The organism is Streptomyces sp. NPDC088910 (assembly GCF_044749865.1).
In the GTDB taxonomy this organism is placed as follows: Bacteria; Actinomycetota; Actinomycetes; order Streptomycetales; family Streptomycetaceae; genus Actinacidiphila.
Genome location: NZ_JBIVIV010000019.1, coordinates 67,468 through 93,181, shown reverse-complemented (window position 1 = coordinate 93,181; position 25,714 = coordinate 67,468). Strand labels below are relative to the sequence as shown.

Sequence of the window (25,714 nt, the reverse complement as noted above, 5' to 3'; positions counted from 1 at the left end):
CCGGCTTTCTGACACACTCACCGGCCGCCCCACCCCCTGACCCGCACAGATACCGCCCCGCATCACGAAGCCACGGGACGCCGCACAGACCACCACCCACCGCGAATCAAATACACGACAACCACCACCTCCAGGACACACCCCACAGCAGCCTCAGCAGGACGGGACCGCCTGCGTGAGATTCACCGGATTGCCGTCAGGATCCGAGATGTGGGCGACACGTTGTCCCCACGGCATGTCGGTGGGGCCGCCGCGGACCGAGCCGCCCAGCGCCTCCACCCGCCCGAACGTCTCATCGACGTCGGCGACACCGATGCTGAGCAGGATCCGCGGCGCCGCAGGCGTACCCGGGTCCGCCTTGGCCACCAGCCCGAGGTCGGTGTCGCCGATGCGCAAGCCGAGGTAGAAGGCCGGGCCTTCCGCCGGCTCCCGGAAGATCTCCTCAGCGCCGAACAACTGCGTATAGAAGCCGAGCAGAACGTCCTGGTTCGCGGTCACGATCACGGGCTGGATGGTGGACATGGCACTCCTGTCGAGAACGGTCGTGTCGCTGGGTAGACCGTTCGGCGACGGCGAACTCATCGGACCCAGCACGCGGGCACCCGGACCGGCACCGGGCGCCCACGCACTGCATTCCCCTACCGCCCCGCGCCGCCGCCGGGCAGGACCGGGCGGCCCCCCAGCCAGACACGGGACGGGGACAGGGACGCGTCCAGCTCGACCAAGTCCGCCCGCAGGCCCGGGCGCAGGGCACCGCGGTCGGACAGGCCCAGCAGCCGGGCCGGGGTGGTGGACGACATGCGGAGCGCGTCCGCGAGCGGCAGACCCACCGTAGTGACCGAGCGACCGAACGCGCGGGACACGAAGAGCGTCGAACCCGCGAGAGTGTCCGTGCCGCACAGCCGGGCCGCGCCTCCCGACACCGTCACCTCACGGTCCGCGAAACGGTACGTCCCGTCGCCCATGCCCGCCGCCGGCATCGCGTCGCTGACCAGGAGCAGGCGGTCGGCGCCTGCCGTGCGGTGGGCCAGGCGCACCGTGTCGTCGGCCAGGTGGTGGCCGTCGACGATCAGCTCGCAGGACAGCCGGGGGTCCAGGAGCGCCGCCGCGACGGGGCCCGGTTCCCGGTGGTCCAGCGGGGGCATCGCGTTGAACAGGTGGGTCACCGAGCGGGCGCCCGCACCGGCCGCCCGCGCGAAGACCGCCGCGGACGCTTCGGTGTGGCCGAGGCTGATCACGAGACGATCGGCGTACTCCCTGATCAGCTCCAGCGCACCGGGCAGTTCCGGAGCCACCGTCATCGACACCGCGTGGCCCCCGGCCGCGGCCAGCAGTCGCTCGACCACCGCACGGTCCGGCGCCCGCAGCGCGTCCGGGCTCTGCGCGCCGCGGCGGCCCGGCGACAGGAACGGCCCCTCGAAATGGATGCCCACCACGTTGGGCGCGGATCCGTCGTCGATGACCGAGGCGACCGCGCGCGCCGCCGCCTCCATCGCGGGCAGGGCGAGGCTGGCCACCGACGCGAGCATCGACGTGGTGCCGCGGGCGAGGTGCCCGGCCGCGGCGATCCGCACGTCGTCGGCGTTGCCGGTGTAGACCGAACGGCCCGCCCCGCCGTGACAGTGCGGATCGACGAACCCCGGCACGACCAGCCGCCCCCGCAGATCCACCACCGGCTCCGGCACCGGGGGCGGACCGCCCTCGCCCATGGCATGGATCAGACCGCCGCGGACCAGCAGCCACCCCGGTGTCACAGCGCCGTCGGCCCGCACGAAGCGCCCGCCGGTCAGCACCTGCCCGCCGCCGGTCACCCGGCCGCCAGCAGCACGTCCACCGCTGCCCGCGCACACACCCCGGAGGCGCCGAACGTCCGCACCCAGCCGCGGAATCCGCCGAAGTCGTCGCCCGGCACGCCCATGTCGACCACGACGCACTCCGGCCACCGGGCCAGGACCTCGTCCAGGACCGGCCGCTGCCAGGGGAAGCGGTGCGGGCTGCGGACCAGCAGCACGACGTCGGCGTCCGGCCCGAACTCGTCCAGGTACAGGCCGATCTCGGCCCTGATCACTCCCTCCGCGTTGTACGTGTCACCGGCCACCGCCACCGACTCCACCTCAAGACCCGCCGCCCGCAACGGCTCCGCGATCCCCCACGACGCACCGCCCTGAGCGGGCGAATGCGTCGGGTCCAGCCGGACCACCATCACCTTCCGGCCGCGCAGCGCCGGGTCGCCGTGGACCTCGACCACCTCGCGCGCCAGCCGCGCGCCCACCGCGTCGTCGTGCACGGCGCCGGTCGCCCTGGGGCGCGTGCCGAGCTTGGCGATACGGGCGTTGGCCTCGCGCAGCCGCTCCTCCGGGAGCCTGCCGTCCTCGACCGCCGCGACCAGGGCCGCGGCTGCCGCGTCCACGTCGTCGCCGAACGCCCACGCGCCCAGGCACAGCGCGTCCGCGCCCGCCGCGATCGCCCGGACCGACGCCTCCGGCAGCCCCGCCACATCGCTGATGCCGCGCATCTCCAGCGCGTCGGTGATCACGACCCCGTCGTACCCGAGCTCACCGCGCAGCAGACCCGTCAGAACCGCCGGGCTGATCGTGGCGGGCACCGTGTCGAGCTGCGTCAGCAGCACGTGGGAGACCATGATGCTGTCGACGCCCGCCGCGATCGCCGCTCGGAACGGGTCCAGATAGTGGTCGACCAGCTCCTGGCGGGAGAGGTCGACGGTGGGCGTGCCCAGGTGGGCGTCGGTGGAGCTCAGCCCGTGGCCGGGGAAGTGCTTGGCGCACGCGCTCACCCCCGCCGCCTGGAGACCCTCCACCCACGCGGCGGCGTGCCGGGCCACCAGGGTCCGGTCCGCGCCGAAACAGCGGATGCCGTTCGGGCTCAGGGGATTGACCGCGGTGTCGACGGCGGGCGCCAGGTCCCAGTCGATGCCGGCCGCCACCAGCGACAGCCCGATCTGGTACGCCGCCTCACGCGTCGACTCCGGATCGTCCAGCCGCCCCAGCGCGTGATTGCCGGGCACCGACGTACCCCCGTACGACTCCAGCCGGTTGACGTCACCGCCCTCCTCGTCGACGGACAGCAGCACATGCTCACGCAGGCCGTGCAGGTCGGACGTCAACTGCCGGATCTGCTCGGCGGAGGCGATGTCCTTGCCGAACAGGACGAAGCCGCCGAGTCCCTCCTCGACACGGGCGCGGGCCCACCGGGGCACGGTCTTGCGCCCCAGCGCGGGGAACAGCACGCCATGGGCAAGGCGTGACAGCTCGGTCATGGAATCCTCACTCCTTCGATCGGTAAGCCCTACAGCGAAAGCCGGTCCGGTACGCGGCACGCGGGTCATCCCTTGACCGCGCCGCTGGTCATACCGCCGACAAGACGGCGCTGCACCAGCAGGAAGAAGACCAGGACCGGCAGCGAGAAAATGGTGGAGGCGGCGATCATCGCGCCGTAATCGACGCTCTCCGACGTCTTGAACGACACCAGCCACACCGGGAGCGTGTAATTGCCCTGCGATTTCATGATCACGTAGGCGAACAGATAGTCGTCCCACGCGTTGACGAACGCGAAGATGGAAGTGGCGACGATGCCCGGCATCAGCAGCGGCAGCAGCACCCGTACGTACATCTGGAACCGGCCGCACCCGTCGACCAGCGCCGCCTCCTCCAGTTCCACCGGGACCCCGTCCACGAAGCCGCGCAGCGTCCAGATCGTGAACGGCAGCACGAACGTCATGTACGTCAGCACCAGGCCGGGTACGTAATCCAGCGCGTTGATCGAGCGCAGCATCAGATACACCGGGATGACCATGGCCGCCGCCGGAATCATCTGCACCAGAACGAGGATCGCCAGCAGCACCTTCCGCCCCGCGAACCGGAAACGGGCGATGGCGATCGCCGCGAACAGCGCGATGACCAGCGACAGCACCACCGACGACAGGGTCACCGTCAGCGAATTGCGCACGAACACCCAGAAGTGCGGTTTGGCCAGGGCGCGTTGGAAGTTGCCCAGGCTGATCGGCCAGGGAATGAACTGCGGCACCGCGCTGAGGATCTTCCCGCGCGGCTTCAGCGCGGTGGCCACCATCCAGTAGACGGGGAAGAGCATCACCGCGGAGATCACCACGGCGATCGTGTTGTTGACGCTGCGGCGGCGCCGCGCGGGGGTCATGCGCATACTCATGCCGTCTCTCCCTGGTCGTCTCCCTGCTTCGCCGTCCTGCGGACGTAGGCGACGGAGAACACGGCGAGGATCAGTACGGTCACCACCGCGATCGTCGCGCCGCTGCCGTAGTCGTTGCGGCTGAAGGCGGTGATGTACGCGTACACCCCGAGCGTCGTGGTCTGCCCGTCGGGCCCGCCCTGCGTCAGCACCCAGATCGGGGTGAACGAATTCACCGACCAGATGACCTCCAGCAGGGTCAGGATCGCCAGCACCGGCCGCAGCACCGGAATCGTGATGTGCCGGAATGTCTGTAGCGTCCCCGCACCGTCCAGGCGCGCCGCCTCGTACAGCGACTCGGATATCTGGCCGCGCGCCGCGAAGAGCGTCAGCGCGACGAACGGCAGGCCCTTCCAGACCGTGAGCAGGATGACGAGCCCGAGCGCCTGGTGGGGGTGGGAGAACCAGTCGTACGCGGTGAGGTCTCCGAAGACTCGCACCTTGGTGAGCAGCCAGTTCGCGACCCCGTACTGCGGCTGGTACATCCACTGCCACACCAGCGTCGCCGCGACCATCGGCATCGCCCACACCAGGACCAGCGACACGGTCGTGACCACGCGGGCCCACGCCGAGACGCCGGTCAGCAGATGCGCGATCAGGAATCCGAGCACCATCAGCAGTGCCACGCACACCACGGTGAAGACCACCGTGCGCAGCAGGACCGAGCGGAAGTCCGCGTCGGAGAACAGGTGGGTGAAATTGTCGACGCCCACGAAATCGGCGTGCCCGGTGAACAGCGACCGGGGGCCGAAATCCTGCGTGGACAGCACCAGCAGGCGGAGCAGGGGATACCCCTGGATCAACAGCAGCGCGACAGCCGCGGGGGCGATCATCGCCCACGGCAGCAGACGCCGCCGGGCGGCGCCGCCCCGGGCCTGCGGCCGGGGGCGGACACCGGTCGGAGCGCGCCGGGCGCTCCGCTTTTCGGTCATTGCCATCGGGTTCCCCGAGGTCCTAGTGGAGCGAGTTGAATGCGTCGGTGGCGTGCTTGTCGTAGTCGGCGGACGCCTTGGCGATATCGGCGCCGCCCGCGATCTTCGAGAAGAACTGCTCGTTGTACCGCTCGGTCTCCAGCGTCGCCTCGCCCGGACTGCCCGGCAGCGGCTGGCTGATCTCCGCCGCCTTCGACGCGACGGTCAACTGCTCGGGAACACCGGTCGGGGTGAAGTCCGGCGAGATCGGCAGCAGATTGAGGGTGAGCGCCATCTTCTGCTGGAACTGCTTGCCGGTGATGATCCGCAGCCAGTCCTGGGCGGCCTTCTTGTCGGGGCTGTTCGCCGCGATGCCGATGGTCGAGCCGGACACGATCACCGGCATGGTCTTGTCCGCGGTGTAGCCCGGCATCGCGAAGAAGCCGATGTCGTCCTTGAGCGCGGGGTTCTTCTCCAGGACCGCCGCGGGCTCCCACGCCTTGACGTAGACCATCGCGGCCTTGCCGTCGGCGAAGAGCTGGTCCTGGTCGGGGCTGTCGGTGTTGACGCCGACCGAGGACTTGGTGGAGCAGGTGTTCTGGAAGGTGCGCCACGCGGCGAGGCCCGCCTGGTTGGCCGGTGAGGACATCTCGGCCTTCCAGGTGCCGTCCTTCTGCGTGGCGATGGTGCCGCCCTTGCCGAACAGGAACGGCATGCCGTTGAACCAGTACTGGCCGGGCAGGTAGAAGCCGGAGAAATTCGCCGTCTTCTTGTTGGCCGCCGCCAGCTTCCCGCAGTTCTCCTGGAGCTCGGCGACCGTCGTCGGCGGCTGCTGGATGCCCGCGTCGGCGAAGAGCTTCTTGTTGTACATGACGACCTTCGTGCCGCCGTAGAGCGGTGTGGCGTAGAGCTTGCCGTCGTACTGGGACGGGCCGGATAGCCCCGCCAGCCACTTCGCCGAGTTCTCGAAGCCGGCCTTCTCGGCGGTGAGGTCGGCGAGGCCGCCGGAGTACGTCTGAAGCGGGGTCTGCGTATTGCCCATCTCCACGATGTCCGGCGGATTGCCGCTGGCCAGCGCCGTGGTGATCTTCGTGGCGATGCCGTCCCACTGCTGGATCTGGACGTCGACCTTCATGTCGGGGTGCTGCTTGGCGAACGCGGCGTTGACGTCCTTGATGAGCGCGTTGTCACCGGGGCCGCCGGTCATCATCCAGACCGTCAGCTTGCCGTCGGAAGCGGCGTCCGCGCCGCCGCTGCCGCCACAGGCCGTCAGCGCGAGCGCCATGACCGGGACCGACGTGACCGCGTACCGCCACCGTGCACGGTTCATCCTTCTCACCTTTCTGCTGCTGGGGTGGGCTGGTCGCCCTGCGTGGTGCTGGTTGTGGGGCACGCGCCGAGCCGTTCGAGCACCAGGTGCCGGTCGACGTCGATGCCCGCGATGTGCTCGGCGCTGATGCCGAGCGACGTGTAGTGCCGGTCGAGGGAGGACGCCATGGCGCCGAGGAGCCCCGCGGAGTCGCCCAGGTCGGAGTGCCTGACCGCGCTGCGCACCCCGACGGTCTCCGCGACCTGGTCGCTGATGGCCGTGAGCGCGTCGGCGCCGAACGACTCGGAGAATCCGCCGGTCAGCACCACGGTCTTCGGCTCGTAGGCGAGCGCGACGATCGACACGAGGTGGGCGAGCGAGGCGTGCACCTCGGCGAGGAGATCGGCGTACGTCACCGGGTCGGCGAACAGTTCCTGGGCGCCGCGGACCTGTACGCCGCGGGTGGCGGCGTACGCGACCAGGTCCGCGCCGGACAGCAGATCGCGCAGCCGCTCGGCGCGGCCGGGCAGCGGGAGCCGTCCGAACTCGCCCAGCAGCCCCTGCTCGCCGAGCAGGACTCGCCCGTCGATCGAGACCGCGGAGCCGAGGCCGGTGCCCATCGCCAGCAGGACCGCGGTCTCCCGGTCGGGGAGCGATCCGTACTGGAGCTCACCGAGCATGGCGACATTGGAGTCGTTACCGACAGTAAGCGGAACTCCGACGAAGTCGGAGACCGCGTCGATGAAAGCGGTGCCCTTGATCTGGCCGAGATTGTGCGACGCGAGGACGGTCGTGCCGTCGCCGCTGACCACACCGGGCAGGCCGATCGTGACCGCCCGCAAAGGCGCGTCCTCCCGGTACCGGGCGACCAGGCCGGTGACCCGGTCGGCGACCCACCGGGCCAGCTCCTCGTCGGTCGCGCCGCGCGGAGTCGCGTCCCGGCTCCTGATCACCGCGCGGCCCAGCGCGTCGGCGACCACGACCCGGCAGTTGGTGCCGCCGAGGTCGATTCCGCAGACCAGAGCCGAGTCGGCGTTGAACCCGACTGCGGTGGACTGTCTGCCGGGGCCTTCGCGCACCAGTCTTTCGCCCTCGTGGACGAGCCGGTCCTCCATCAGGTCGTCGACGATCCGGAACACGGTCGCCCGGCTCAGGCCGGTGGTCGCGATCAACTGCTGACGGTCCATCTGGGCACCCGAGAGCAGCGCCGCCAGGACCGCGCTGCGGTTGGACGCTCGGGGTAGCGAGGTAGTTGCCACAATTCCTCTCAGGCTGAGATTAATTCGATGCGCTTACTGTAGCGACCAATCGGCGAACAGATCCAGACATGCGGATCACATTCCGGTAAAGCACGAGTGGTCACGGATGGTGACGGCTCCGGGGTGCGGCGGAGCCGCTCGTGCCGCGGAGGCGTGCGGGGTGTGTGATGGGCCCGGGGCCGGAGCGCGCAGTTGTTCGGGGGAGTTGACGGCCGGGCGGGAGCGGGTCGGGGGGCGCGGGGCGTCTGACGCGTGGAGCCAACGCGGGCCTGGCGCACCGCAGGTCGGCGTCGCCATGTACGCACGCGCACCGGGGAGACGTCCGCGCCGCCCGCGTAAGGGGGTTAACCCCACCCCGAGTTGGAGGCTGGCCCCACAGACCGGCGGGGCGCGATCTCGATAGCTTCCGGTTGCGGGGATCGCGGAGGAGACGCGGCTCCCGGACCTCGCGCGGAACGGCGCACGCTCCTACTCGGGAAGATCTACATGAACAGCTTGGGACTTCTGCCCCGCTTGACCGCCACGCCCCGACGGCAGGCCGGGGCGCTGACCGCCTTGACCGGGGCGCTTCTGGTCGCCTTCTTCATCGCGCCGAACGCGCTCGCCCGCAGTTCGGTCAACACCGGGAACGTCGGCGACACGTTCCGCCGCGGGATGGTCGCCTACTGGGGCTCGGGCAGGGAGGGCTTTCCGGGCCAACTGGACGCGACGGTGAGCTTCTGGTTCCGCTTTCACGTGGTGAAAGCCGGTGTCTCGGCGCTGCTCCTCGCCACCGTCGTGGCGCTGGGCGTCGTCCTGTGGCGCCAGGCCAGGCAGCGGACCGGCGGGCGCGTGGGACGCCTGTCCGTCGTGGCGCCCGGGGCCGTCGTCACGCTCCTCGGGCTCTTCGCCCTGGTGGCGCTGGTGGCCAACGTGCAGGGCGCGACGGCGCCGTTCGCCTCGCTGCTTCCCATGCTGACCGGGGGCGGCACGGACCGCGCACTCGACGGAACCCTGACCGACGTACGCAGGCAACTCGCCGACTATCCCGCCGGTCAGCACTCCCCCGCGCTCACCGTCATGGTCAACGACTTCGCCGTCTACCACGCCGTCCTGGCCGCCATGGCCGCGCTCGTCGCGCTCGCGGCGGCGGTCGGATGCGTCCTGCTGTGGAGGCGGTCCAGGGCGGCGGCCGACGCCCGGTCGAAGCGCACGATGACGTTCGGCGTCGCCGCCGGCGCGGCGATGACGCTCATCGTGCTCGTCATCGCCTTCGCGAACGCCAGCAGCGCCGCGCACTCGCCGCAGGCGCTGGCCGACTTCTTCGCCGGCGGGTGGTGACCCGTCCGGGGCGACCGCCGCTGAGGTCGGCCGCCCCGGACACGCGTGTCACTTGCTGGTGAGTTCACCGGTGAGATTGCCGTGCATCTGGGCGCTGGCCCGGTTGAGGCCGACGATCTCCACGCTCTTGCCACGGGCGGCGTACTTGGCGGTGACCGTGTCCAGGGCCGCGACGGAGGAGGCGTCCCAGATGTGCGCGTCGGTCAGGTCGATGACGACGGTACGGGGGTCGGCGGCGTAGTCGAAGCGGGTCACCAGGTCGTTGGCGGAGGCGAAGAAGAGCTCGCCGGTCACGGCGTAGACGACGCTGTCGCCATCCGGGTCGGTGACGGCGGTGACCTCGGTGAAGCGGGCGACGCGGCGGGCGAAGATCACCATGGCGGTGATCGTGCCGACGACGACGCCGATGGACAGATTGCTGGTCGCGACGACGACCGCGACGGTCACGGCCATCACCACGGTCTCCCCGGCCGGCATCCGTTTGAGGGTGGCGGGCTTGATCGAGTGCCAGTCGAACGTGCCGACCGAGACCAGGACCATGACGGCCACGAGGGCGGCCATGGGGATGTGGGAGACGACCGGGCCGAGCACGATGCACAAGATGAGCAGGAAGAACCCGGCCAGGAAGGTGGACAGGCGGGTCCGCGCGCCGTTCTTGACGTTGATCATCGTCTGGCCGATCATCGCGCAGCCGCCCATGCCGCCGAAGAAGCCGGTGACGATGTTGGCGACGCCCTGCCCGATGGACTCACGGGTCTTGTTGGAGTGGGTGTCGGTCATCTCGTCCACGAGCTTGGCGGTCATCAGCGACTCCATCAGCCCCACCAGCGCCATCGCCAGCGCGTAGGGGGCGATGACGGTCAGGGTGTGGACGGTGAAGGGCACGTCCGGCAGTCCTGGCACCGGCAGCGAGGAGGGCAGTTTGCCCTTGTCCCCGACGGTGGGCACCGCGATACCGGCGGCGACGGTGACCACGGTGAGGATCACGATCGAGACCAGCGGCGCGGGCACCGCCCTGGTCAGCCGGGGGAAGAAGACCATCATCGCCAGACCGGCCGCGACCAGCGGATAGACCTGCCAGGGCACGTCGTGGAGGTTGGGGATCTGCGCGGCGAACAGCAGGATGCCGAGCGCGTTGACGAAGCCGACCATCACCGCGCGCGGCACGAACCGCATGAGCGTGGCCACGCCGAGCGCACCCAGCGCGATCTGGATGATCCCGGCGAGGATCACCGTGGCGATGAGGTAGCCGAGCCCGTGCTGGCGGGCCACGGGAGCGACGACGAGCGCGACCGCGCCGGTGGAGGCGGAGATCATCGCGGGCCGGCCGCCGACGAACGCGATGACCATCGCCATCGTGCAGGCGGCGAACAGGCCGACCTTGGGGTCGACGCCCGCAATGACGGAGAACGAGATCGCCTCCGGGATCAGCGCGAGTCCGACGACCAGACCGGCCAGGACCTCGACGCGGAAGACCTTCGGGGACAGCCACGGGGGCGGGGGCAGAGCGCGCAGGCGCGCGGACGGGAACGGGAAGGAGGTCGGCAACACCGGGGTGACCTGTCGTGCTCGGGCGCGGCCGGTCGGGGCAGCGCGGTCGTGGGGCGCAGGGCCGGGACGGCGGTGCGCGGATCGCCCGTCGGCGCGGGCGGACGTCCGGGAGCGCGGCCGAGCCGCACGGCAGTTGGCGGAGGCGACTCAGTACGCTGGTGATGTCACGGCGGGCAGCAGGCGGCGTACGGCTGTGGCATGCGCACGCTTCGTCTCTCCTGCTCGCGAAATGAGCGGGGGCGTCGTCGGCCCCGACACGGCGGTGGGCGGACACGACGGAGCCGCGCACCGTTGGGGAACGACGCACGTCGTCCTCAACAGCAGCGACTCTACCCTAACGTTAGGGTAGAGATGGGTTCAGGGCCGCACGGGACGCGGCGGTTCACCACCGGGGCGGCGTCCCGCGACGAGAAGGGGCCGAGAAGACGGTCGTGGGCAGCACACACATGCAGATCGGCGAGGTCGCCGAACGAACCGAGCTGTCCCTGCGGACGATCCGGCACTACGAGGAGGCCGGACTGGTCACCCCCTCCGCCCGGTCCCAGGGCGGTTTCCGGCTCTACACCGAGACCGACGTCGCCCGCCTCATGGTCATCCGCCGGATGAAGCCGCTCGGCTTCACCCTGGAGGAAATGCGCGACCTCCTCGACGCCACGGACCGGCTCGACGCGGCGGACCTCGCTCCGGGCGCCGAGCGCGACGCGCTCCTGGAGCGCGTCAGGGCCTACGAGCAGGCCGCCGTCCAGAAGATCCACGATCTGCGCGTCCAGTTGGCGCGCGCCGAGGACTTCGCCGCGACCCTCCGCGTACGCCTGGACCGCGCCCCCCGGCCCTGACCTCCCGTCACCGCCCGTCCGGACCCGGAGCGGTGCCCGCCGTGAGCGGCCCTCAGGAGGGCGCTCGCCGACCTCTGTCCCGCCGTTCGCGCGTCTTCTCGCCGGCGCCCGGGCCACGACGTGAGACCACCGAGTAGTACGTTTGTACTTGTACATCCGTACTACTCGGGAGGGCGTCCGGCGTGCCGTACGTATTGCTCGGTCTGGCCATCGTGGCGGAGGTGCTGGGCACCAGCCTGCTCAAGAGCACCGAGGGGTTCACCCGGCTGTGGCCGACGGTGGTGTGCCTGGTCGCGTACGCGGGCGCGTTCGTCGCCCTGGCGGTGGCCGTGCAGAAGGGGTTGCAGGTCAGTGTGGGGTACGCCGTGTGGTCGGGGCTGGGGACGACGCTGATCGTCATCATCGGGGCGCTCTTCCTGGGCGAGCCGGTCACGGCGGTGAAGGTCCTCGGGGTGGCCCTGGTGGTCGCCGGGGTCGCGGTGCTGAACCTCAGCGGTGCGCATTGACCGGGCGGCGCGATCCCGAGGGGCGTCGGCGGCGGATCACCGAGGCCGCGTGCCAGGTCATCGCCGAGTCCGGGGTGGACGCCGTCACGCACCGCCTCGTCGCCGCGCGCGCCGGGGTGCCGCTCGGCGCGACCACGTACTACTTCGCGAGCCTGGACGACCTCACCGCCGCCGCGCTCCGCTACGCCGCCGACCTCTCGGCGGAGGAGCTGCGCGCCTGGGAGACGGCTCTCCACGACAGCGCCGACGTTCCGGCCGCGCTGGCCGAGCTGACCGCCGCCTATCTCGCCGACCGTCCCCGCGCCCTGACCGAGATGCAGCTCTACCTCGCCGCCGCCTACCGCCCCGAACTCCGCCCCGCCGCACGTGTCTGGGCCGACGGCCTCACCGACATCCTCACCGCGTACGCCAGCCCGCGAGCCGCGCGAGCGGCCGTCACGTACCTCGACGGCGCTCTCCTCCACGCCCTCACCCGCGACGAGCCCCTGAGCGCGGCTTCGCTGTCGGCGACCCTCGCCGCCCTGCTCGGCTAAGGGGGAAGAAGTCAGGCTTCGGTGTGGCCGGACCACCAGCCGAGGACGTGGCCGATGTGGCGGACCATGAGGTCTTCGCACGCGTCGGCGGAGCCCGCTTCGAGGAGGTCGAGCATCTCCAGGTGCTCGCGGGCGGATGCCTGGAGTTCTTCGGTGGCGACCAGGTCGGCGAGGCCGGTGAGGCGGGTCTGGGCGCGGAGGTCGGCGACGATGTCGTGCAGGCGCGTGTTGCCGACGAGCTTGAGCAGGGTGAGGTGGAAGGTCGTGTCGGCCTGGAGGTAGCGGGCGAGGTCGCCGTCACGGGCGCCGCGCACGATCTCCTCGGCGAGGCCGCGCAGATGGGCCAGGTCGGTGGGGGTGAGCCGGCCCGACAGGCGGCGGACCGCCGGGGCTTCGAGCAGTTGGCGGACGTCGACGATCGCGCGCAGATCGTCCTCGCTCACGGCGGTGACGCGGAAGCCCTTGTTGCGCAGGATCTCGACCATGCCGCGCTTGGCGAGGTTGAGCATGGCCTCGCGGACCGGGGTGGCCGAGACGCCGAAGCGGGCGGCGAGGGTCGGCGCGGAGAACACCTCGCCCGCGGGCATCTGACCGGAGACGATGGCCGCGGCGATCGCCTCCTCGACCCGCTCGCGCAGGCTGGTCGAGGGGGTGAGCAGCCCCAGAGATGTGCTGTCCTCAATCGCCATGATCGTCCCCATCACCAGTCGACAGCCATTCCCTGTCAGTGCAATGGCACATCTTACCGATCGGTCAGGTCCCGCACGCGGCGTGTGTCGGGACGACCGTGTCGAATGCGGCGGCCGGAACGCCCCGGCCGTCGGGGCGTGGCCCGCGCACGGTGAGTCCGTCCAATCCGGCCGCTGCCGCGTCCTCGGCGAACCGGCGGTAGGTGTCCCGGTCGTGGAACGGACGGGTCGCGTCGAGTGCCACCTGGGCGGTGCGCCGGATCTGATTGCCCGGCGCCATGGCGGCGATCGACGTGTCCGGATTCCGGTTCCGCCCGGTGAACGCCGCCAGCCGCTGTCAGGCGGAGCGGTGTCCCCAGTTCTGCGACGCACCCGCCGCCGCGCGCCGCTGGGGAACCCGCCAGGGGTTGTCGTCGCGCAACGGCGCAGGCAGCAGCTCCGGCGGGCAGTCCTGGAAGACCACTGGGCGCAGGAAGCGCTGGATCGCGGCCGTGCCGACGGACGTCGTCGCCGGGGCGGTGGTGGCGGGAAATGGCCCCCCGTGCTGCATCGCGGGGGTCACCGCGACGCCGGTCGGCCAGCCGTCGAACAGCAGGCGGCCCACCCGTTCCCTCAGCACCGCGACAAGGCCGCGCAGCCACGCGTCGCTCTCCCCAGCGGCGCGGTGCACCGTGGCGGTGAGCGCGCCGGGGAACAACTCCCCGACCGCCGCCACCAGGAGGTCGAGGCGGTCGGGGTCGTAGCGCACGACGACCGACAGGGGGCCGAACGCCTCGTCGAGCAGTGTGGCGCGGTGCTTCAGTAGATCGCCGAGTCCGACCTCGACCAGGGTCGGTGCGGCCAGGCTCCGGCCGGATGGCTCGGTCTCCACCGATCCCTCGGCCAGTACGGACACGCCCGGGGTCGCGAGCACGGCGGCGCGGCGCGCGGCGTAGGCGGCGGCTATGCCCTCGTGCAGCAGCGGGTGGCCGGGCACCGCGCCCGCCGCCGAGCCGAGCGTGTCGGCGAGGCCGTGGCCGTCCGGAAGGAAGAGGAAGCCGGGTTTGGTGCAGAGCTGTCCCGCCGAGCCGGACACGCTGGCCACGAAGCCGGTCGCGAGGGTGTCGGCCCGCTCGGCCAGCGCGCCTGGTGTCACGACGACCGGGTTCACGCTGCCCAGTTCGCCGTAGAAGGGGATCGGGCGCTCACGTCCGGCGGCGATCGCGGCGAGCAGTCGGCCGACCTTGTAGGAGCCGGTGAACGCCGCCGCGGCGATCCGGTCGTCGTCGCGCAGCAGCCGCACGGCGGCGTCCTGGTCGTGGACCACGTCGAAGGTCTCCGCGGGCAGGCCGGCCGTGGCCACCGCGGCCCGCACCTTCTCGGCGGTCAGCGCCGACAGCCGCGGGTGGCCGGGGTGCGCCTTCAGGATCACCGGACAGCCGGCCGCCAGCGCGGAAGCCGTGTCGCCTCCGGCGACGGAGAACGCGAAGGGGAAGTTGCTCGCGGCGAACACCAGCACCGGCCCCACCGGCAGATTGAACCGCCGCAGGTCGGGACGGGGGCCCAGGACGAAGTCCGGGTCGGCCGCGTCGAGCCGCACGTCGAGGAACTCCCCCTCGGCGCACACGTCGGCGAACATCCGCAGTTGTACGACCGTGCGCTTCAGCTCTCCGGTCAGGCGTGCCTCGGCCAGTCCGGTCTCCGCCATGGCGAGCGGGATCAGCTCGTCGGCCGCGGACGACAGCGCGTCCGCGATCGCGTTGAGCAGCGCCGCGCGCTCGGCCGGGGAGGTCTCGGTCAGATCCATGCCGCCTCCTCGGACGGCGTGAGAGCCGCCGGACACGGGCCGGCTGCCGGGCGCAGCCGTCGTCGCGCCCGCATGTCAGGCCGCTTCCGCGGACAGCGCCTCGATGCCGGAGATCGCGCGGTCCATCGCGGCGCGCACCTGCTTCTCGTGGTCAGGGGTGAGCGGTCCGCGCGGCGGGCGGCACGGGCCGCCGTATCGGCCGACCATGTCCATTCCCACCTTGATGGCCTGCACGAATTCCGTCCGCGAATCCCAGCGGAAGACGGTGACCAGTTGCTTGTAGAGCTCCCGGGCCTGGTCGTACCGCCCGGCGACCATGTGCTCGTAGATCGCGACGGACTCGGCGGGGAAGGTGTTGGGGAAGCCCGCGAACCAGCCGACGGCGCCGTCGAGCATCAGCTCCAGGAGGACGTCGTCGGCGCCCGCGATGATGTCGATGTCGCAGAGTTCGCTGATCTCGAAGGCCCGCCGGACGTCGCCGCTGAACTCCTTGACCGCGACCACCCCGTCGATCTCGGCGAGTTCCGCGATCAGGGGCGGCACGAGGTCGACCTTGGTGTCGACCGGGTTGTTGTAGATCATCGTCGGCAGGCCGACCCCGGCGATGTGCCGGTAGTGCTCGACCACCTGCTCGTCGCTGGCCCGGTAGAGGGTGGGCGGCAGGGCGAGTACGGCGTCCGCGCCGTCTGCCTTGGCCAGTTCGGCCCAGTGCTCGGCCTGGTGCCAGCCCGCGCCGTGCACACCGGCCAGTACCAGTCCGCGCCCGCCGACGGCCTCGACGGCCACCTGCACCACGCGGCGGCGCTCCTCGTCGGTGAGCGACGAGTACTCGCCGAGCGAGCCGTTCGGCCCGACGCCGCGGCAGCCGTTGCTGATCAGCCAGTCGCAGTGCTCCGCGTATCGCTCGTAGTCGACGGCGAGCCCTGCGGGGGCGGAGCTGTCCGGCTTGTAGGGCAGCGCCGTCGCGACGATGACGCCGCCGAGGTCGAAGTGCTCACTTGTCATGGTCTGCCTTTCATCGGTGGGGTGTTCTGAGGTCGGTCGGCGGGAAGGGGGGTGGTGGTCGATGGGGCCGCCGCCGGCTGGACCGTGGCGATGTCGCCGAGCCGGACCGGTACGACGATCGGGCGCTGGGCCATACGTCCCTGGTCCAGCGGCGCGGTCGGCAGAAGGTCCTCGACGTTCCGGCCGCAGGTGCGGCCCTGGCACATGCCAAGACCCGCGCGGGAGCTGAGCTTGAGGGAACGCAGCCCGCAGCTCCCGGTGGCGGTGGCCGCGGCGCGCAACCGCTCCGCGGTCACGTCCTCGCAGCGGCACACGACGGTGCTGTCGTCGACCCATGACCGCCAGCCGGGCCGGATGCCGTGTGCGCGGTGCATGCGGTCGGCGAAGGCGCGGTGGCGGGTCACCTCAGCGGTGCCACCGGCCCGGCCCGCAGCGGGCCGACCGGCCGCAGCCCGACCGGCCGCGGCTCGTCCCGCCGCCTCGCCCTCGGCGAGGGCCAGATCCGCGCCGCCGATACCGGTGATCTCACCGGCCGCGTAGACACCGGGTACGGAGGTCCGCTGTTCGTCGTCCACGCGCACGCTTCCGTCGACGGTGAGCGCGCAGCCCGCCGAGATGGCGATCTCGGTGCGCGGGACGAACCCGTGGCCGACGCACACCGCGTCGACCTCGATACGCCGCTCGGTGCCCTCGCGCGGTGTCCAGTCGTCGGTGATCCGGGCGACGGTGACGGCTGTCACCCGGTCGTCGCCGTGCGCGGCCACGACGGCCGCGCCGGTGCGGTACGGGACGCGCCGTACGGCCAACGCGCCGACGTATCCGCCGAGTTCGGTGGACTTGGACAGCACGTCCTTCGGCCGCATCTCGTACGGGCGGGGCAGCCAGCCGCGGGCGATCCGCCGCCAACTGCTCGCCTCGACGACGCCGACCACGCTCGCGCCCACGTGGAGGAGGCCGGTGGCCACGGGAAGCAGGAACGGGCCGGTGCCCGCGACCAGGACCCGCCTGCCCACGGCGACGCCGTCGCCCTTGGCCATCGCCTGCGCGGCGCCCGCCGTGTATACGCCCGGCAGGTCCCAGCCCGGGAACGGCAGCGTGCGCTCGTGTGCTCCGGTGGCGATCACCAGGGCGCGGGGTTCGAAGACCCGGCGGCGCCGGTCAGCGCCGTCGGCCGGGCCGACCAGCGTGTGGACGACCGGCGGCCCCGCGTCTCGGCGGTCCACCGCCCAGACCTGGGCGCCGGTGACGATCTCGCAGTCGGCGTCCCGCGTCAGCGCGGCGCGCAGCGCGGTGAACCGGGACCACTTGTGCTGCGGCGCGTGGCTGTCCGGGCCGGAAGTCCCGGCCGCCGCGTGGCTGTCCTCGTCGGGATACCCAGCCACCGCGTGGCCTTCCGGGGCGGAATTCCCGGTCGCCGCGTGTCGCCAGAACTGGCCGCCCAGGACGGCCGACGCGTCGAGCAGGACGACCCGCGCCCCGCTGAGCCGGGCCGCCCGAGCCGCGGCGAGCCCTGCCGGTCCCGCTCCGATCACCAGCACGTCAACGCTCGACATCGCTCGCCCCCGTCTCGACGATGTCGCCGTCGGCCACCAGCCGTTGGCAGGCCCGCACGTCACCGAGGCCGTTCACCGTCACCAGGCAGTCGAAGCAGACGCCGATGCCGCAGAACAGGCCGCGGGGCCGACCGGTGCCGGCGGTGGTGCGCCAGGAGACCCGGCCCCGCGTCATCAGCAGTCCCGCGATGGTCTGTCCCTGCGGGGCGGACAGCCGTTCGCCGTCCAGCGTCACGGAGATCTTCATCCGGTGGTCTCCTCCTTCAGTCCCAGCGACGGTCGGGTCACGGCGTACGGGGCGGCCGGGATCTCGGGCTCCGCGCCGGTCATCAGCGCGCCGATCAGTTCCGCTGTGCCGGGCGCGAGCCCGATGCCCGCGCCCTCGTGTCCGGTCGCGTGCCACAGGCCGGGCAGCCGGGGGTCGGGCCCGATGACCGGGAGGTGGTCGGGTACGAACGGCCGGAAGCCGCCGTACGCGCGCATGACCGGAACGTCGGCCAGAAAGGGGAAGAGCAGCATGGCTTTGGCGGCGAGTTCGCCGACCACCGCGGCCTCGATCCGCTCGTCGAATCCCCGGCGCTCGCGCGAGGAGCCGATGAGTACGGTCCCGGCCGCCGTCGACTCGACGACGCTGGACGTCTGGAGGGCCGCGTCCCCCGACTCGACGGCTCCGACATAATCCGCGTCGTACACCTTGTGCCGGACGCGGTGCGACATGCGCGCGGTGACCAGGACGGTCCCGCGTCGGGGCAGCACCGGGAGGCGGACGCCGGGGCCGGCCGCGACCTCGGCGGACCAGGGTCCGGCGGCCACGACCGTGTGCTCGGCGGCGAAGCGCCCGGCCGTGGTCTCCACACCGACGAGCCGTCCGCGGTCCACGACGCCGCCGAGAACGGTGACGCCCTGTCGTACCCGTGCGCCGTGCCGACGAGCAGAGGCGAGCAGCGCCTCCGTCGCGACGGCCGGTTGGACCTGGGCGTCGCCGGGATAGAAGACGGCCGCTTCGACGCGCGGCGTCAGGTCGGGTTCCAGCTCGGCGGCCTCAGCCGCCGTCACCGCACGGGCGTCCACGCCCGCCTTCCGCTGGGTGGACGCGAATGCCAGGAGCGCGTCCGCCCCCGCCCCCGTCGTCGCGACCACCAGGCCGCCCTTCGCCTCGAACTCGAGGTCCGGGAAGCCGGGCCCCAGCTCCTCCCCCAGTTCGGCGGCGAATTCGGTCCACAGGCGGCCGGACAGCACCGCGAGGTCGAGTTCGGCGCCGGGGCCCTTGTCGGAGACCAGGATGTTGCCCTCCCCGCTGGACGACGTCCCTCCGGCGGACGCGCCGCGGTCCAGGACGGTCACCCGGAATCCGCCCATGGCCAACTTCCTGGCCACGGCGGCCCCGATGATCCCGGCCCCCACGATGACGACGTCCGCACTCCGCATTTCAGTAGCATGTCACATGTCACGCGTCATTGATAGACGTGGCTCAGGGCGATACGCGCAGGCCACCGGGCGCGCGGCCCGACGCAGGGATGACGGAGAACGCCAGGGCGGCCAGCAGCGCCGTGATCGCGGCGAGGGTCAGCGAGCAGGAGAGGGACCGGCTCGCCAGGGGTCCGGCGGTGGCCGCCCCCAGGGCGAAGGCGGTGATCTTCAGACTGGCGCCCGTGGTGAAGATCTGGCCTCGCAGGTGCGCGGGGGCCTCGCGGTGGCGGACGGCGAACAGGGCGGCGAGTTGGGGGCCTTCGCCGATTCCCGCCAGGAGGAAGGCCGCGACGAGCGCGGCCGGGTGGCCCCCTACGGCCAGGGCCCAGGCGGCGGACTGGACGAGGGCCCCGGCCCAGATGATCGCGTCGGGGGCCGCCGCACGGGGAAAGCGGGCGAGCGCGGTGGTGGCCAGCAGGGCGGAGACCGCCGCGCAGGACAGCAGGAGGGCGCCGCGGCCGGCGCCGCCCAGGACCCGCTCGCCCAGGAGCGGGAGGCAGGCGGTCACCATGCCTTGGGCGACGCAGGAGATCACCGAGGTGAGGGTCGCCCGGGCCAGCGCGGGTCGGCCGAGGATGACCCGGGTTCCGGCGGCGAGGTCGTGGAGCACCGACGTGGCCCGGACACCACGCGCCGGACCCGGGCGGCCGGGCAGTGTACACGCGGCGGGCAGCGCCAGGGCGATGAGCGTGAGGGAGACGACCACGGCTGTCGAGGCGCCGAGCGCCACCGCCACACCGCCCGCGAGAGCCGGACCGGCCAGGCTCGCGGCGCTGAAGGTCATCGCGTCGAGGGCGTTCGCGCGGGGCAGGCGGTCGCCCGTTGCCACGCGCGGGAGTTGGGCCGTCCATCCGCCGGACAGGGCAGGTCCCAGCAGTCCGGTCGCCACGGCGATCACGATGGTGACGGGGAACGGCAGGCGGGCGAGCCCCGCGAGGATCACGCCGAGCCCGGTCGCGTAGAGGGCGAGGGCCCAGGCGAGCAGGCGTCCCGGTCGTACGGCTCGGTCGAGGAATGCGCCGAGCAGCGGCCCGCCGACCGCGGCGGAGACCGTGATGCCCGCGAGCAGCGAGGACGCGGCGGTGGTCGAACCGGCGAGGGCGAAGCCCGCCAGCATCAGGGCCGGTCCCGACATCTCGTCGCCGGTACGGGCGGCGACCGCTCCGGTGAGATAGCGACGGAGCGTGTAACGGTTACTCATCTCCAGGACGTTACGCACGTAACTCAAATGTCGGCAAGATGCGTTACATTCGACAGATGTCCTCCCACAGCAACGACTGGTCCACCCGGCACTCGGTGCTGGCCACCGCGCGGCGGACGGCCGCCCTGCTCAACGTCCTCGCCGACGAGCGCCCCGACCCGGCCGGGGTCGCCGACACGCTCCGCGCGTACGGCGAGGCGGAGCCGATCGACCTGACCACCGGCGACGTCGCGGCCATGCGCGCGGCCGCCGCCCTGCTGCGACCCGCCTTCGCCGCCGAGGACGCCGACGCCGCCGCGGCCGTCCTCAACCGCCTGCTCAAGGACCACACCGGACCGCTGCGCCTGTCCTCGCACGGCGGCGGCACGCCGTGGCATCCGCACCTCGACCACGACGACGAAGCCCCCTGGGACGAATGGCTCCTCGCGTCGTCGTGCATGGCCCTGACCGTTCTCGTCTGGGACCGCCAGCGCCCGCCCGGCGGGACCTGTGCCTCCCCCAGTTGCCGGAACGTCTTCCTCGCGCAGGGCAGCGGTCCCGAACGCCGCTACTGCTCCCGCCGATGCGCGACCCGCGAACGCGTCGCGGCCCATCGGCGCGCGCACGCCACCGGACAGTCGGGCGAGGTCACGTAGCGCGTCGCGGGCGCCGACCGGCGGACCGTCCGCGCGCTCCGGGGCGCGAGGACCGGCCCCGGACGGGCGGCGAACACCAACAGCCCGTGTCGGCAACGCGGTTGGCTAGAGTCGGCGCATGAGCGCTTCCTCACCCGCCGACCTGGTCCGCGCGTTCCACCGCGCCTTCGGACTCGACGTCCGCGATACGCCGACGGAGGTGTCGCCCGCTCTCGCCGCGCATCGCGGGGAGTTGCTCGCCGAGGAGGCGACGGAGGTCGCCGAGGTCTCGGTGACCGGTCCGCTGGACCGTCTGGCGCACGAACTGGCCGACGTCGTCTACATCGCGTACGGCACGGCCCTGGTGCACGGGATCGACCTCGACGCGGTCATCGCCGAGATCCACCGGTCCAACATGACCAAGCTGGGCCCCGACGGACAGGTCTCGCGCAGGGCCGACGGCAAGGTGCTCAAGGGGGAGCACTACGAAGCTCCGGACGTGTCAGCGGTGCTGCGCCGCCAGGGCTGGGCGCCCGGCGGCGCGAGTTGAGGACTCCGGCATAATCGCCGTCCATGGACGCCGACAGCGCGAGGCCGCACGCGGGACGCATGCTCGACTTCTATCTCGGCGGCACCCTGCACACCGCCGCCGACCGCGCCGCCGCGCGGCGAATGCTGGAGGTCAATCCGCATCTGATCACCAGCGCGCGCGTGAACCGGCGGTTCATCGACCGGTCGGTGCGGTATCTGGTCGGCTCCCGCGGGATCACGCAGTTCCTCGACCTGGGGTCGGGCATCCCGACCCGTACGCCCGAATACCCGAATCTGCACGAGAGCGCGCAGGCCGTCGACCCCGCCTGCCGTGTCGTGTACGTCGACAACGACCCGGCCGTCCGCGCGTACGCGGCCGAGCTGCTGACCAGCACACCGCGGGGCCGGGCGGTGTACGTGGAGGCCGATGTCACCGACGGCGCGGCGCTGTACGAGCGTCCGGAGATCACCGGCGTCCTCGATCTCACTCGGCCCGTCGCGCTCGGCATGAACGCGCTGCTCCACTTCTTCGCGGACGACGCCCAGGCGCACGGGCTGGTCGAAGCCTTCACCGGGCCGTTGGCGGCGGGCTCGCATCTCACCCTCACGCACATCACGCGCGACTGGGCGCCGGAGGTCATGGACGCCCTCGTCCGGCTGTACCGCGAGGACGTCACGGACGGCGGCGCCCGCTCGCGCGCCGAGATCGAAGCGCTCGTCGGCGGACTCGACGTTGTCTCCCCCGGTGTCGTCAATCCTGCCGACTGGCGCCCCGGCCCCGGCGACGCCCCCGTACCGGCCGAGCAGGTCAACCTCTACGCGCTACTCGCCCGGGTCACTTAGCCCCTGGACCTCGGCGTACGAGGGGGCGGTGAGATCCGTCGGCCGCCCGTCCCGAATGGCCGTCGCGGCGGAGACCGCCGAGGCCAGGGCTCCTCGGTAGAGGAGGGAGCCGAGGCTGACCCTGCGTACGCCCATCGCGGCCAGTTCGGCGAGGGGCGGTCCGCTCGGCGCGTACAGGATGTTCAGCGGTACGACGAGGGACGACGTCAGGGCGGTGATCTCGTCCGGGTCCGACAGTCCGGGGACGAACACCCCGTCCGCACCGGCCTGTTCGTAGACCGCGAGGCGGGACGAGGTCGTGTCCTGCTCGCGGCCGAGCCAGTGGGTGTCGGTGCGTGCGTTCACGAACAGCGCCGGTACGACGGATTTGACGGCGGCGATCTTCGCGGCGTGCAGGGCGACGAGGGCGAGCGTGCCGTCGGCGCGGCCGTCCTCGAGATTGATCCCGGCCGCGCCCGCCGCGTACAACCGCTCGGCCAGTGCGACGACTTCGGCCACGTCGTCGCTGAAGCCGCCCTCGGCGTCGACGGTGAACAGGAAGGAGCCGCGGCCGAGTCGGCGGGCCAGGGCCACGGTCGCGTCCGCGGTGGCGGCGGCGCCGTCCGGCAGGCCGAGGGCCGCGGCCACGCCCAGGCTGGTGGTGCCGATGGCGGGAAAGCCGCCCGCCGCCAGGGCGGCGGCGCTGGCGTAGTCCCAGGCATTGGGCAGCAGCAGCGGGGCGGCCTGGTGGTGCAGGCGGGCGAAGGGGGTGAGCGGGCGCCGGAGCAGCCCTTCTGCCAGGGCGAGCGCGTGGGCGCGGCCGGGGCAGACGCGGGGCGGGGCGCCGAAGGTGAGGGGTACCGGGTGGGTGCGGTTGGCGGTCGCGAGGTCGAGGAGCACGGTGTCGCCCGCGGCGATCTCGCGGCCCGCGATCCGGGTGGCCGCGACGGCGACGCGCCGCATGACCCGCACCGGCGTGGCTTCCCGCAGCACCCGCACTCGGGTCTCGCTGTCCGAACCTTCCGAGCCCTCGGCGGCTGCCGCGTCCCGTAGCGTCACGGGTTCCAGCCGCGCGAGTTCCGCCTCGACCAGAGCGCGCCGTCGGCGGTGCGTCCGCCCGGAGCTGAAGCGGGCGGCGGCGGACCGCAGCCACGCCACGCTCGCCCCGGCGGACCCGACGTCCCCGGCCGGCGGTTCCGGTACGAGCGCCGGATCGGCGAGCGCCGCCCGCACGTCCGCCCAGCGGTCGAACTCATGCGTCTGATGCCTCATGGCCCCGACGCTACGACCGGATCGTTTCGGCGCCGGCCGAAGCGTCCCCGCCGCGCCGCGGCACCCTCGGCGGCCCGACGCGGACGCCGGCACACCACACCCGGCGGGCGCCCTGTCAGGTGGGCGCCCGCCGGGGGGACTGAGGGGCCCGAAGGCCGTGGGCGGGGTGCGGAGTGCGGGTCGGGAAGCTACTCCTTGACCGCGCCCGAGTTCGCGCTGCGGACGAAGTGCCGTTGGAAGACGAAGAACAGCAGCGCGACCGGGATCGTCGACAGCAGAGCCGCGGTGAGCTTCAGCGGATACTGCGTACCCGCGCTGAGGCCGCCGGAGACCAGGTGGGCCAGGCCCGTGGTGAGGGTCTCGTACTGCGGGGACTGGGTGGCCACGAGGAAGTGGGTGAACTCGTTCCAGGAGCCCTGGAACGACAGGATGGTCAGCGTGATCAGCGCGGGCTTGGCCATCGGCAGGACGACCGACCAGAAGGTGCGGAAGACGCCCGCGCCGTCGATCCGCGCCGCTTCCTCCACTTCCTTGGGCACCGACACGAAGAACTGCCGCATGATGAACACCCCGGCCGCGTCGACCAGCAGCGGCACGATCATTCCGGCGTAGCTGTCGAACATCCCGAGCTGGTTGAGCACCAGGAACTTCGGGATGAGCAGGACCACGCCGGGCACGGACATGATCGTCAGCAGCCCGTTGAACAGCAGGTTGCGGCCCCGGAAGTCCAGCCGGGCCAGGGCGTATCCGGCGAGCGAGTCGAAGAAGACGCGTCCGGCGGTGATGAAGACCGTGACCACGATCGAATTGGCCAGCCAGCGGGTGAACGGCACCGCGTCGCCGGTGCCGCCGAGGCCGAACAGGCGCCGGTAGGAGTCCAGCGAGAACGGGTTCGGCAGCAGCGACAGGGGATGGGCCGCCGCGTCCGGGTCCGTCTTGAGCGAGGTCGCGATCTGGACGAAGAACGGCAGGGCGTACAGCAGTCCCATGCCGATCAGCAGCCCGTACACCACGATCCGCAGCACCGGGCTGCCGGACGACCGGCTGCCGGGACGGCCTTTCGCCGACCGGCCGGAGGAGCGTCGTTCCATCGTCCCGGCGCTCATGACGTCCTCCCTCGCACCAGCCGCGCCCGCAGTCGGCTGAATCGTGTGACCGCGTCGCGGTCGCGCAGCAGGACGCGCTGCACCAGCGTCATCACCAGGATGATCGCCAGCAGCAGGAAGGCGATGGCCGCCGCGCGCCCGTAGTCGGCGTCCTGGAATCCCGCCGTGTACGACAGGTAGGCGGGGGTGAGGGTCGTGTTGGCGGGTGCGCCCTGGCTCATGACGTACACCGCGTCGAAGACCTGCCAGGTGCCGATCAGTCCGAGGGTGACGACCAGGAAGAGCACCGGGCGCAGCGCGGGCAGCGTCACGTTGCGGAACGACTGCCAGCGGTTGGCGCCGTCGAGCAGCGCGGCCTCCTCCAGCTCCGCGGGTACGTCCTGGAGCGCGGCGAGGAAGATCAGCATGTACGTGCCAGAGCTGGTCCAGATCGCGAGGATGATGATGGTGCACATCGCGATGGAGGGTCCGGCCAGCCAGTCCCACCAGGACAGTCCGAGGAAGCCGTGCGCGGCGAGCGCGGGCACGGGCTTGTCCGGGTCGACGATGCCGAGGCCGCCGAGCACGGTCCACACCAGGCCGTGCGCGTCGGTGAACCACTTCGGTCCGGTGATGCCCACCCACTTCAGCAGCGCGTTGACCGCGCCGCTGCCCTGGAAGAGGAACAGGAACACCGTGGATATGGCGATCGAGCTGGTCACGGACGGGAAGTAGAAGACCGTGCGGAACAGGCTCTTGCCCTTGACGCGGCGGCTGTTGACCGCCACGGCCAGAGCCAGGGCCAGGGCCGTCTGGACGGGGACGACCAGCAGGACGTAGTACAGATTGTTGCGGATCGACGTCATGAAGAGCTGTCGGTCCTGACCCGGCCGGGTCAGCAGATCGGAGTAGTTGCGCACCCCGACGAAGTCGGCGGCGCCGCTGAAGGGGTTCGACTGCCCGTTCCAGTGCAGCAGGCTGACCCACAGCGCCATGCCGATGGGCAGGAGCAGGAAGAGGCCGAGCACGACCACCATCGGGCTGACGAACAGCCAGCCCCACAGGCCCTGATGCCCCTTGATCGCCCGGTCGCGGCGCCCGCCGCCGAAGCGGGGACCGCGGCGCGTACCGGCGCTCGCCGTCCCGCCGCCGCGGGCGCCCCGTGTGCCCGTGCCTCCCGGCGGGGCTCCCGGCCCCGCCGGTGCGGCGACGGCGCCGCTGCCGTGCTGGCTCATCT

The 25,714-nt window shown here is 71.9% G+C and carries 26 protein-coding genes; 7 read left to right on the top strand and 19 right to left on the bottom strand.

All coding sequences use genetic code 11. The features are described 5' to 3' along the window. Positions 1-153: 153 nt before the first annotated feature. The 7 genes from ACIP4Z_RS33395 to ACIP4Z_RS33365 all read right to left on the bottom strand — a co-directional run bounded on the left by ACIP4Z_RS33395 (position 154) and on the right by ACIP4Z_RS33365 (position 7,703). Complete coding sequence (locus ACIP4Z_RS33395; protein WP_401314177.1) at positions 154-522, bottom strand: VOC family protein; 369 nt, start codon at positions 520-522, stop codon at positions 154-156. 116 nt (positions 523-638) lie between these two features. Then, positions 639-1,811: an N-acetylglucosamine-6-phosphate deacetylase gene (gene nagA / locus ACIP4Z_RS33390; protein WP_401314175.1), complete on the bottom strand. Its 1,173-nt coding sequence runs from the start codon at positions 1,809-1,811 to the stop codon at positions 639-641. Continuing rightward, complete coding sequence (locus ACIP4Z_RS33385) at positions 1,808-3,277, bottom strand: glycoside hydrolase family 3 protein (protein ID WP_401314174.1); 1,470 nt, start codon at positions 3,275-3,277, stop codon at positions 1,808-1,810. Before ACIP4Z_RS33385 ends, nagA begins: the two co-directional genes overlap by 4 nt. Before the next feature lie 65 nt (positions 3,278-3,342). Further along, on the bottom strand, positions 3,343-4,185 hold the full coding sequence (locus ACIP4Z_RS33380; RefSeq protein ID WP_355343469.1) for a carbohydrate ABC transporter permease: 843 nt from the start codon (positions 4,183-4,185) through the stop codon (positions 3,343-3,345). Next, positions 4,182-5,162 (bottom strand): sugar ABC transporter permease, encoded by a 981-nt coding sequence (locus ACIP4Z_RS33375; RefSeq protein WP_355343472.1) that lies wholly within the window; start codon positions 5,160-5,162, stop codon positions 4,182-4,184. Before ACIP4Z_RS33375 ends, ACIP4Z_RS33380 begins: the two co-directional genes overlap by 4 nt. A gap of 16 nt (positions 5,163-5,178) precedes the next feature. Continuing rightward, positions 5,179-6,465 carry an extracellular solute-binding protein gene (locus tag ACIP4Z_RS33370; protein WP_391051737.1) on the bottom strand — a complete coding sequence of 429 codons (1,287 nt, stop codon included), beginning with the start codon at positions 6,463-6,465 and terminating at the stop codon, positions 5,179-5,181. Between the two features lie 5 nt (positions 6,466-6,470). Continuing rightward, on the bottom strand, positions 6,471-7,703 hold the full coding sequence (locus ACIP4Z_RS33365; protein ID WP_391164298.1) for an ROK family protein: 1,233 nt from the start codon (positions 7,701-7,703) through the stop codon (positions 6,471-6,473). A gap of 513 nt (positions 7,704-8,216) precedes the next feature. Between ACIP4Z_RS33365 and ACIP4Z_RS33360 the strand changes: the two genes are divergently transcribed. Continuing rightward, a complete protein-coding gene (locus ACIP4Z_RS33360; RefSeq protein ID WP_391051742.1) occupies positions 8,217-9,023 on the top strand; it encodes a tat (twin-arginine translocation) pathway signal sequence in 807 nt (268 codons plus the stop codon). A gap of 48 nt (positions 9,024-9,071) precedes the next feature. On the opposite strand, the gene ACIP4Z_RS33355 is transcribed toward ACIP4Z_RS33360, so the two are convergent. Then, complete coding sequence (locus ACIP4Z_RS33355; RefSeq protein WP_401314170.1) at positions 9,072-10,574, bottom strand: SulP family inorganic anion transporter; 1,503 nt, start codon at positions 10,572-10,574, stop codon at positions 9,072-9,074. A gap of 431 nt (positions 10,575-11,005) precedes the next feature. Between ACIP4Z_RS33355 and ACIP4Z_RS33350 the strand changes: the two genes are divergently transcribed. The 3 genes from ACIP4Z_RS33350 to ACIP4Z_RS33340 all read left to right on the top strand — a co-directional run bounded on the left by ACIP4Z_RS33350 (position 11,006) and on the right by ACIP4Z_RS33340 (position 12,449). Beyond that, positions 11,006-11,410 (top strand): MerR family transcriptional regulator, encoded by a 405-nt coding sequence (locus ACIP4Z_RS33350; protein WP_355343487.1) that lies wholly within the window; start codon positions 11,006-11,008, stop codon positions 11,408-11,410. A gap of 182 nt (positions 11,411-11,592) precedes the next feature. Then, positions 11,593-11,916 (top strand): multidrug efflux SMR transporter, encoded by a 324-nt coding sequence (locus ACIP4Z_RS33345; RefSeq protein ID WP_188282846.1) that lies wholly within the window; start codon positions 11,593-11,595, stop codon positions 11,914-11,916. Beyond that, positions 11,913-12,449 (top strand): TetR/AcrR family transcriptional regulator, encoded by a 537-nt coding sequence (locus ACIP4Z_RS33340; protein ID WP_401314168.1) that lies wholly within the window; start codon positions 11,913-11,915, stop codon positions 12,447-12,449. The genes ACIP4Z_RS33345 and ACIP4Z_RS33340 overlap by 4 nt, the downstream gene beginning before the upstream one ends. A gap of 11 nt (positions 12,450-12,460) precedes the next feature. Here ACIP4Z_RS33340 and ACIP4Z_RS33335 read toward each other — a convergent pair whose 3' ends face one another. The 8 genes from ACIP4Z_RS33335 to ACIP4Z_RS33300 all read right to left on the bottom strand — a co-directional run bounded on the left by ACIP4Z_RS33335 (position 12,461) and on the right by ACIP4Z_RS33300 (position 20,153). After that, a complete protein-coding gene (locus ACIP4Z_RS33335; protein ID WP_355343494.1) occupies positions 12,461-13,138 on the bottom strand; it encodes a GntR family transcriptional regulator in 678 nt (225 codons plus the stop codon). A gap of 64 nt (positions 13,139-13,202) precedes the next feature. Beyond that, positions 13,203-13,418 carry a hypothetical protein gene (locus ACIP4Z_RS33330; RefSeq protein ID WP_355343497.1) on the bottom strand — a complete coding sequence of 72 codons (216 nt, stop codon included), beginning with the start codon at positions 13,416-13,418 and terminating at the stop codon, positions 13,203-13,205. 57 nt (positions 13,419-13,475) lie between these two features. Further along, entirely contained in the window at positions 13,476-14,924 is a 1,449-nt protein-coding gene (locus ACIP4Z_RS33325; RefSeq protein ID WP_401314165.1) for an aldehyde dehydrogenase (NADP(+)), read from the bottom strand. 75 nt (positions 14,925-14,999) lie between these two features. Continuing rightward, a complete protein-coding gene (locus ACIP4Z_RS33320) occupies positions 15,000-15,929 on the bottom strand; it encodes a dihydrodipicolinate synthase family protein (protein WP_401314163.1) in 930 nt (309 codons plus the stop codon). Continuing rightward, positions 15,926-17,482, bottom strand: a complete 1,557-nt coding sequence (locus ACIP4Z_RS33315; RefSeq protein WP_401314161.1) for an FAD-dependent oxidoreductase — start codon at positions 17,480-17,482, stop codon at positions 15,926-15,928. The genes ACIP4Z_RS33320 and ACIP4Z_RS33315 overlap by 4 nt, the downstream gene beginning before the upstream one ends. Further along, on the bottom strand, positions 17,469-17,729 hold the full coding sequence (locus ACIP4Z_RS33310) for a (2Fe-2S)-binding protein (RefSeq protein WP_401314159.1): 261 nt from the start codon (positions 17,727-17,729) through the stop codon (positions 17,469-17,471). Before ACIP4Z_RS33310 ends, ACIP4Z_RS33315 begins: the two co-directional genes overlap by 14 nt. Then, entirely contained in the window at positions 17,726-18,910 is a 1,185-nt protein-coding gene (locus ACIP4Z_RS33305) for an NAD(P)/FAD-dependent oxidoreductase (RefSeq protein ID WP_401314157.1), read from the bottom strand. Before ACIP4Z_RS33305 ends, ACIP4Z_RS33310 begins: the two co-directional genes overlap by 4 nt. Positions 18,911-18,953: 43 nt before the next feature. After that, positions 18,954-20,153, bottom strand: a complete 1,200-nt coding sequence (locus ACIP4Z_RS33300; RefSeq protein ID WP_401314155.1) for an MFS transporter — start codon at positions 20,151-20,153, stop codon at positions 18,954-18,956. Positions 20,154-20,209: 56 nt separating this feature from the next. Here ACIP4Z_RS33300 and ACIP4Z_RS33295 point away from each other — a divergent pair, with 56 nt between their 5' ends. From ACIP4Z_RS33295 to ACIP4Z_RS33285, 3 genes are all read left to right on the top strand, one after another. Continuing rightward, complete coding sequence (locus ACIP4Z_RS33295; protein WP_401314153.1) at positions 20,210-20,788, top strand: CGNR zinc finger domain-containing protein; 579 nt, start codon at positions 20,210-20,212, stop codon at positions 20,786-20,788. Positions 20,789-20,906: 118 nt separating this feature from the next. Then, entirely contained in the window at positions 20,907-21,317 is a 411-nt protein-coding gene (locus tag ACIP4Z_RS33290) for a MazG nucleotide pyrophosphohydrolase domain-containing protein (protein ID WP_355343521.1), read from the top strand. A 23-nt stretch (positions 21,318-21,340) separates the two neighbouring features. Next, complete coding sequence (locus ACIP4Z_RS33285) at positions 21,341-22,141, top strand: SAM-dependent methyltransferase (RefSeq protein ID WP_401314151.1); 801 nt, start codon at positions 21,341-21,343, stop codon at positions 22,139-22,141. Here ACIP4Z_RS33285 and ACIP4Z_RS33280 read toward each other — a convergent pair. From ACIP4Z_RS33280 to ACIP4Z_RS33270, 3 genes are all read right to left on the bottom strand, one after another. Then, on the bottom strand, positions 22,121-23,392 hold the full coding sequence (locus ACIP4Z_RS33280) for an isocitrate lyase/phosphoenolpyruvate mutase family protein (protein WP_401314149.1): 1,272 nt from the start codon (positions 23,390-23,392) through the stop codon (positions 22,121-22,123). The genes ACIP4Z_RS33285 and ACIP4Z_RS33280 overlap by 21 nt on opposite strands. Positions 23,393-23,580: 188 nt before the next feature. Next, entirely contained in the window at positions 23,581-24,498 is a 918-nt protein-coding gene (locus tag ACIP4Z_RS33275) for a carbohydrate ABC transporter permease (protein WP_401314147.1), read from the bottom strand. After that, complete coding sequence (locus ACIP4Z_RS33270; RefSeq protein ID WP_355343533.1) at positions 24,495-25,712, bottom strand: sugar ABC transporter permease; 1,218 nt, start codon at positions 25,710-25,712, stop codon at positions 24,495-24,497. The genes ACIP4Z_RS33275 and ACIP4Z_RS33270 overlap by 4 nt, the downstream gene beginning before the upstream one ends. Positions 25,713-25,714: the final 2 nt, after the last annotated feature.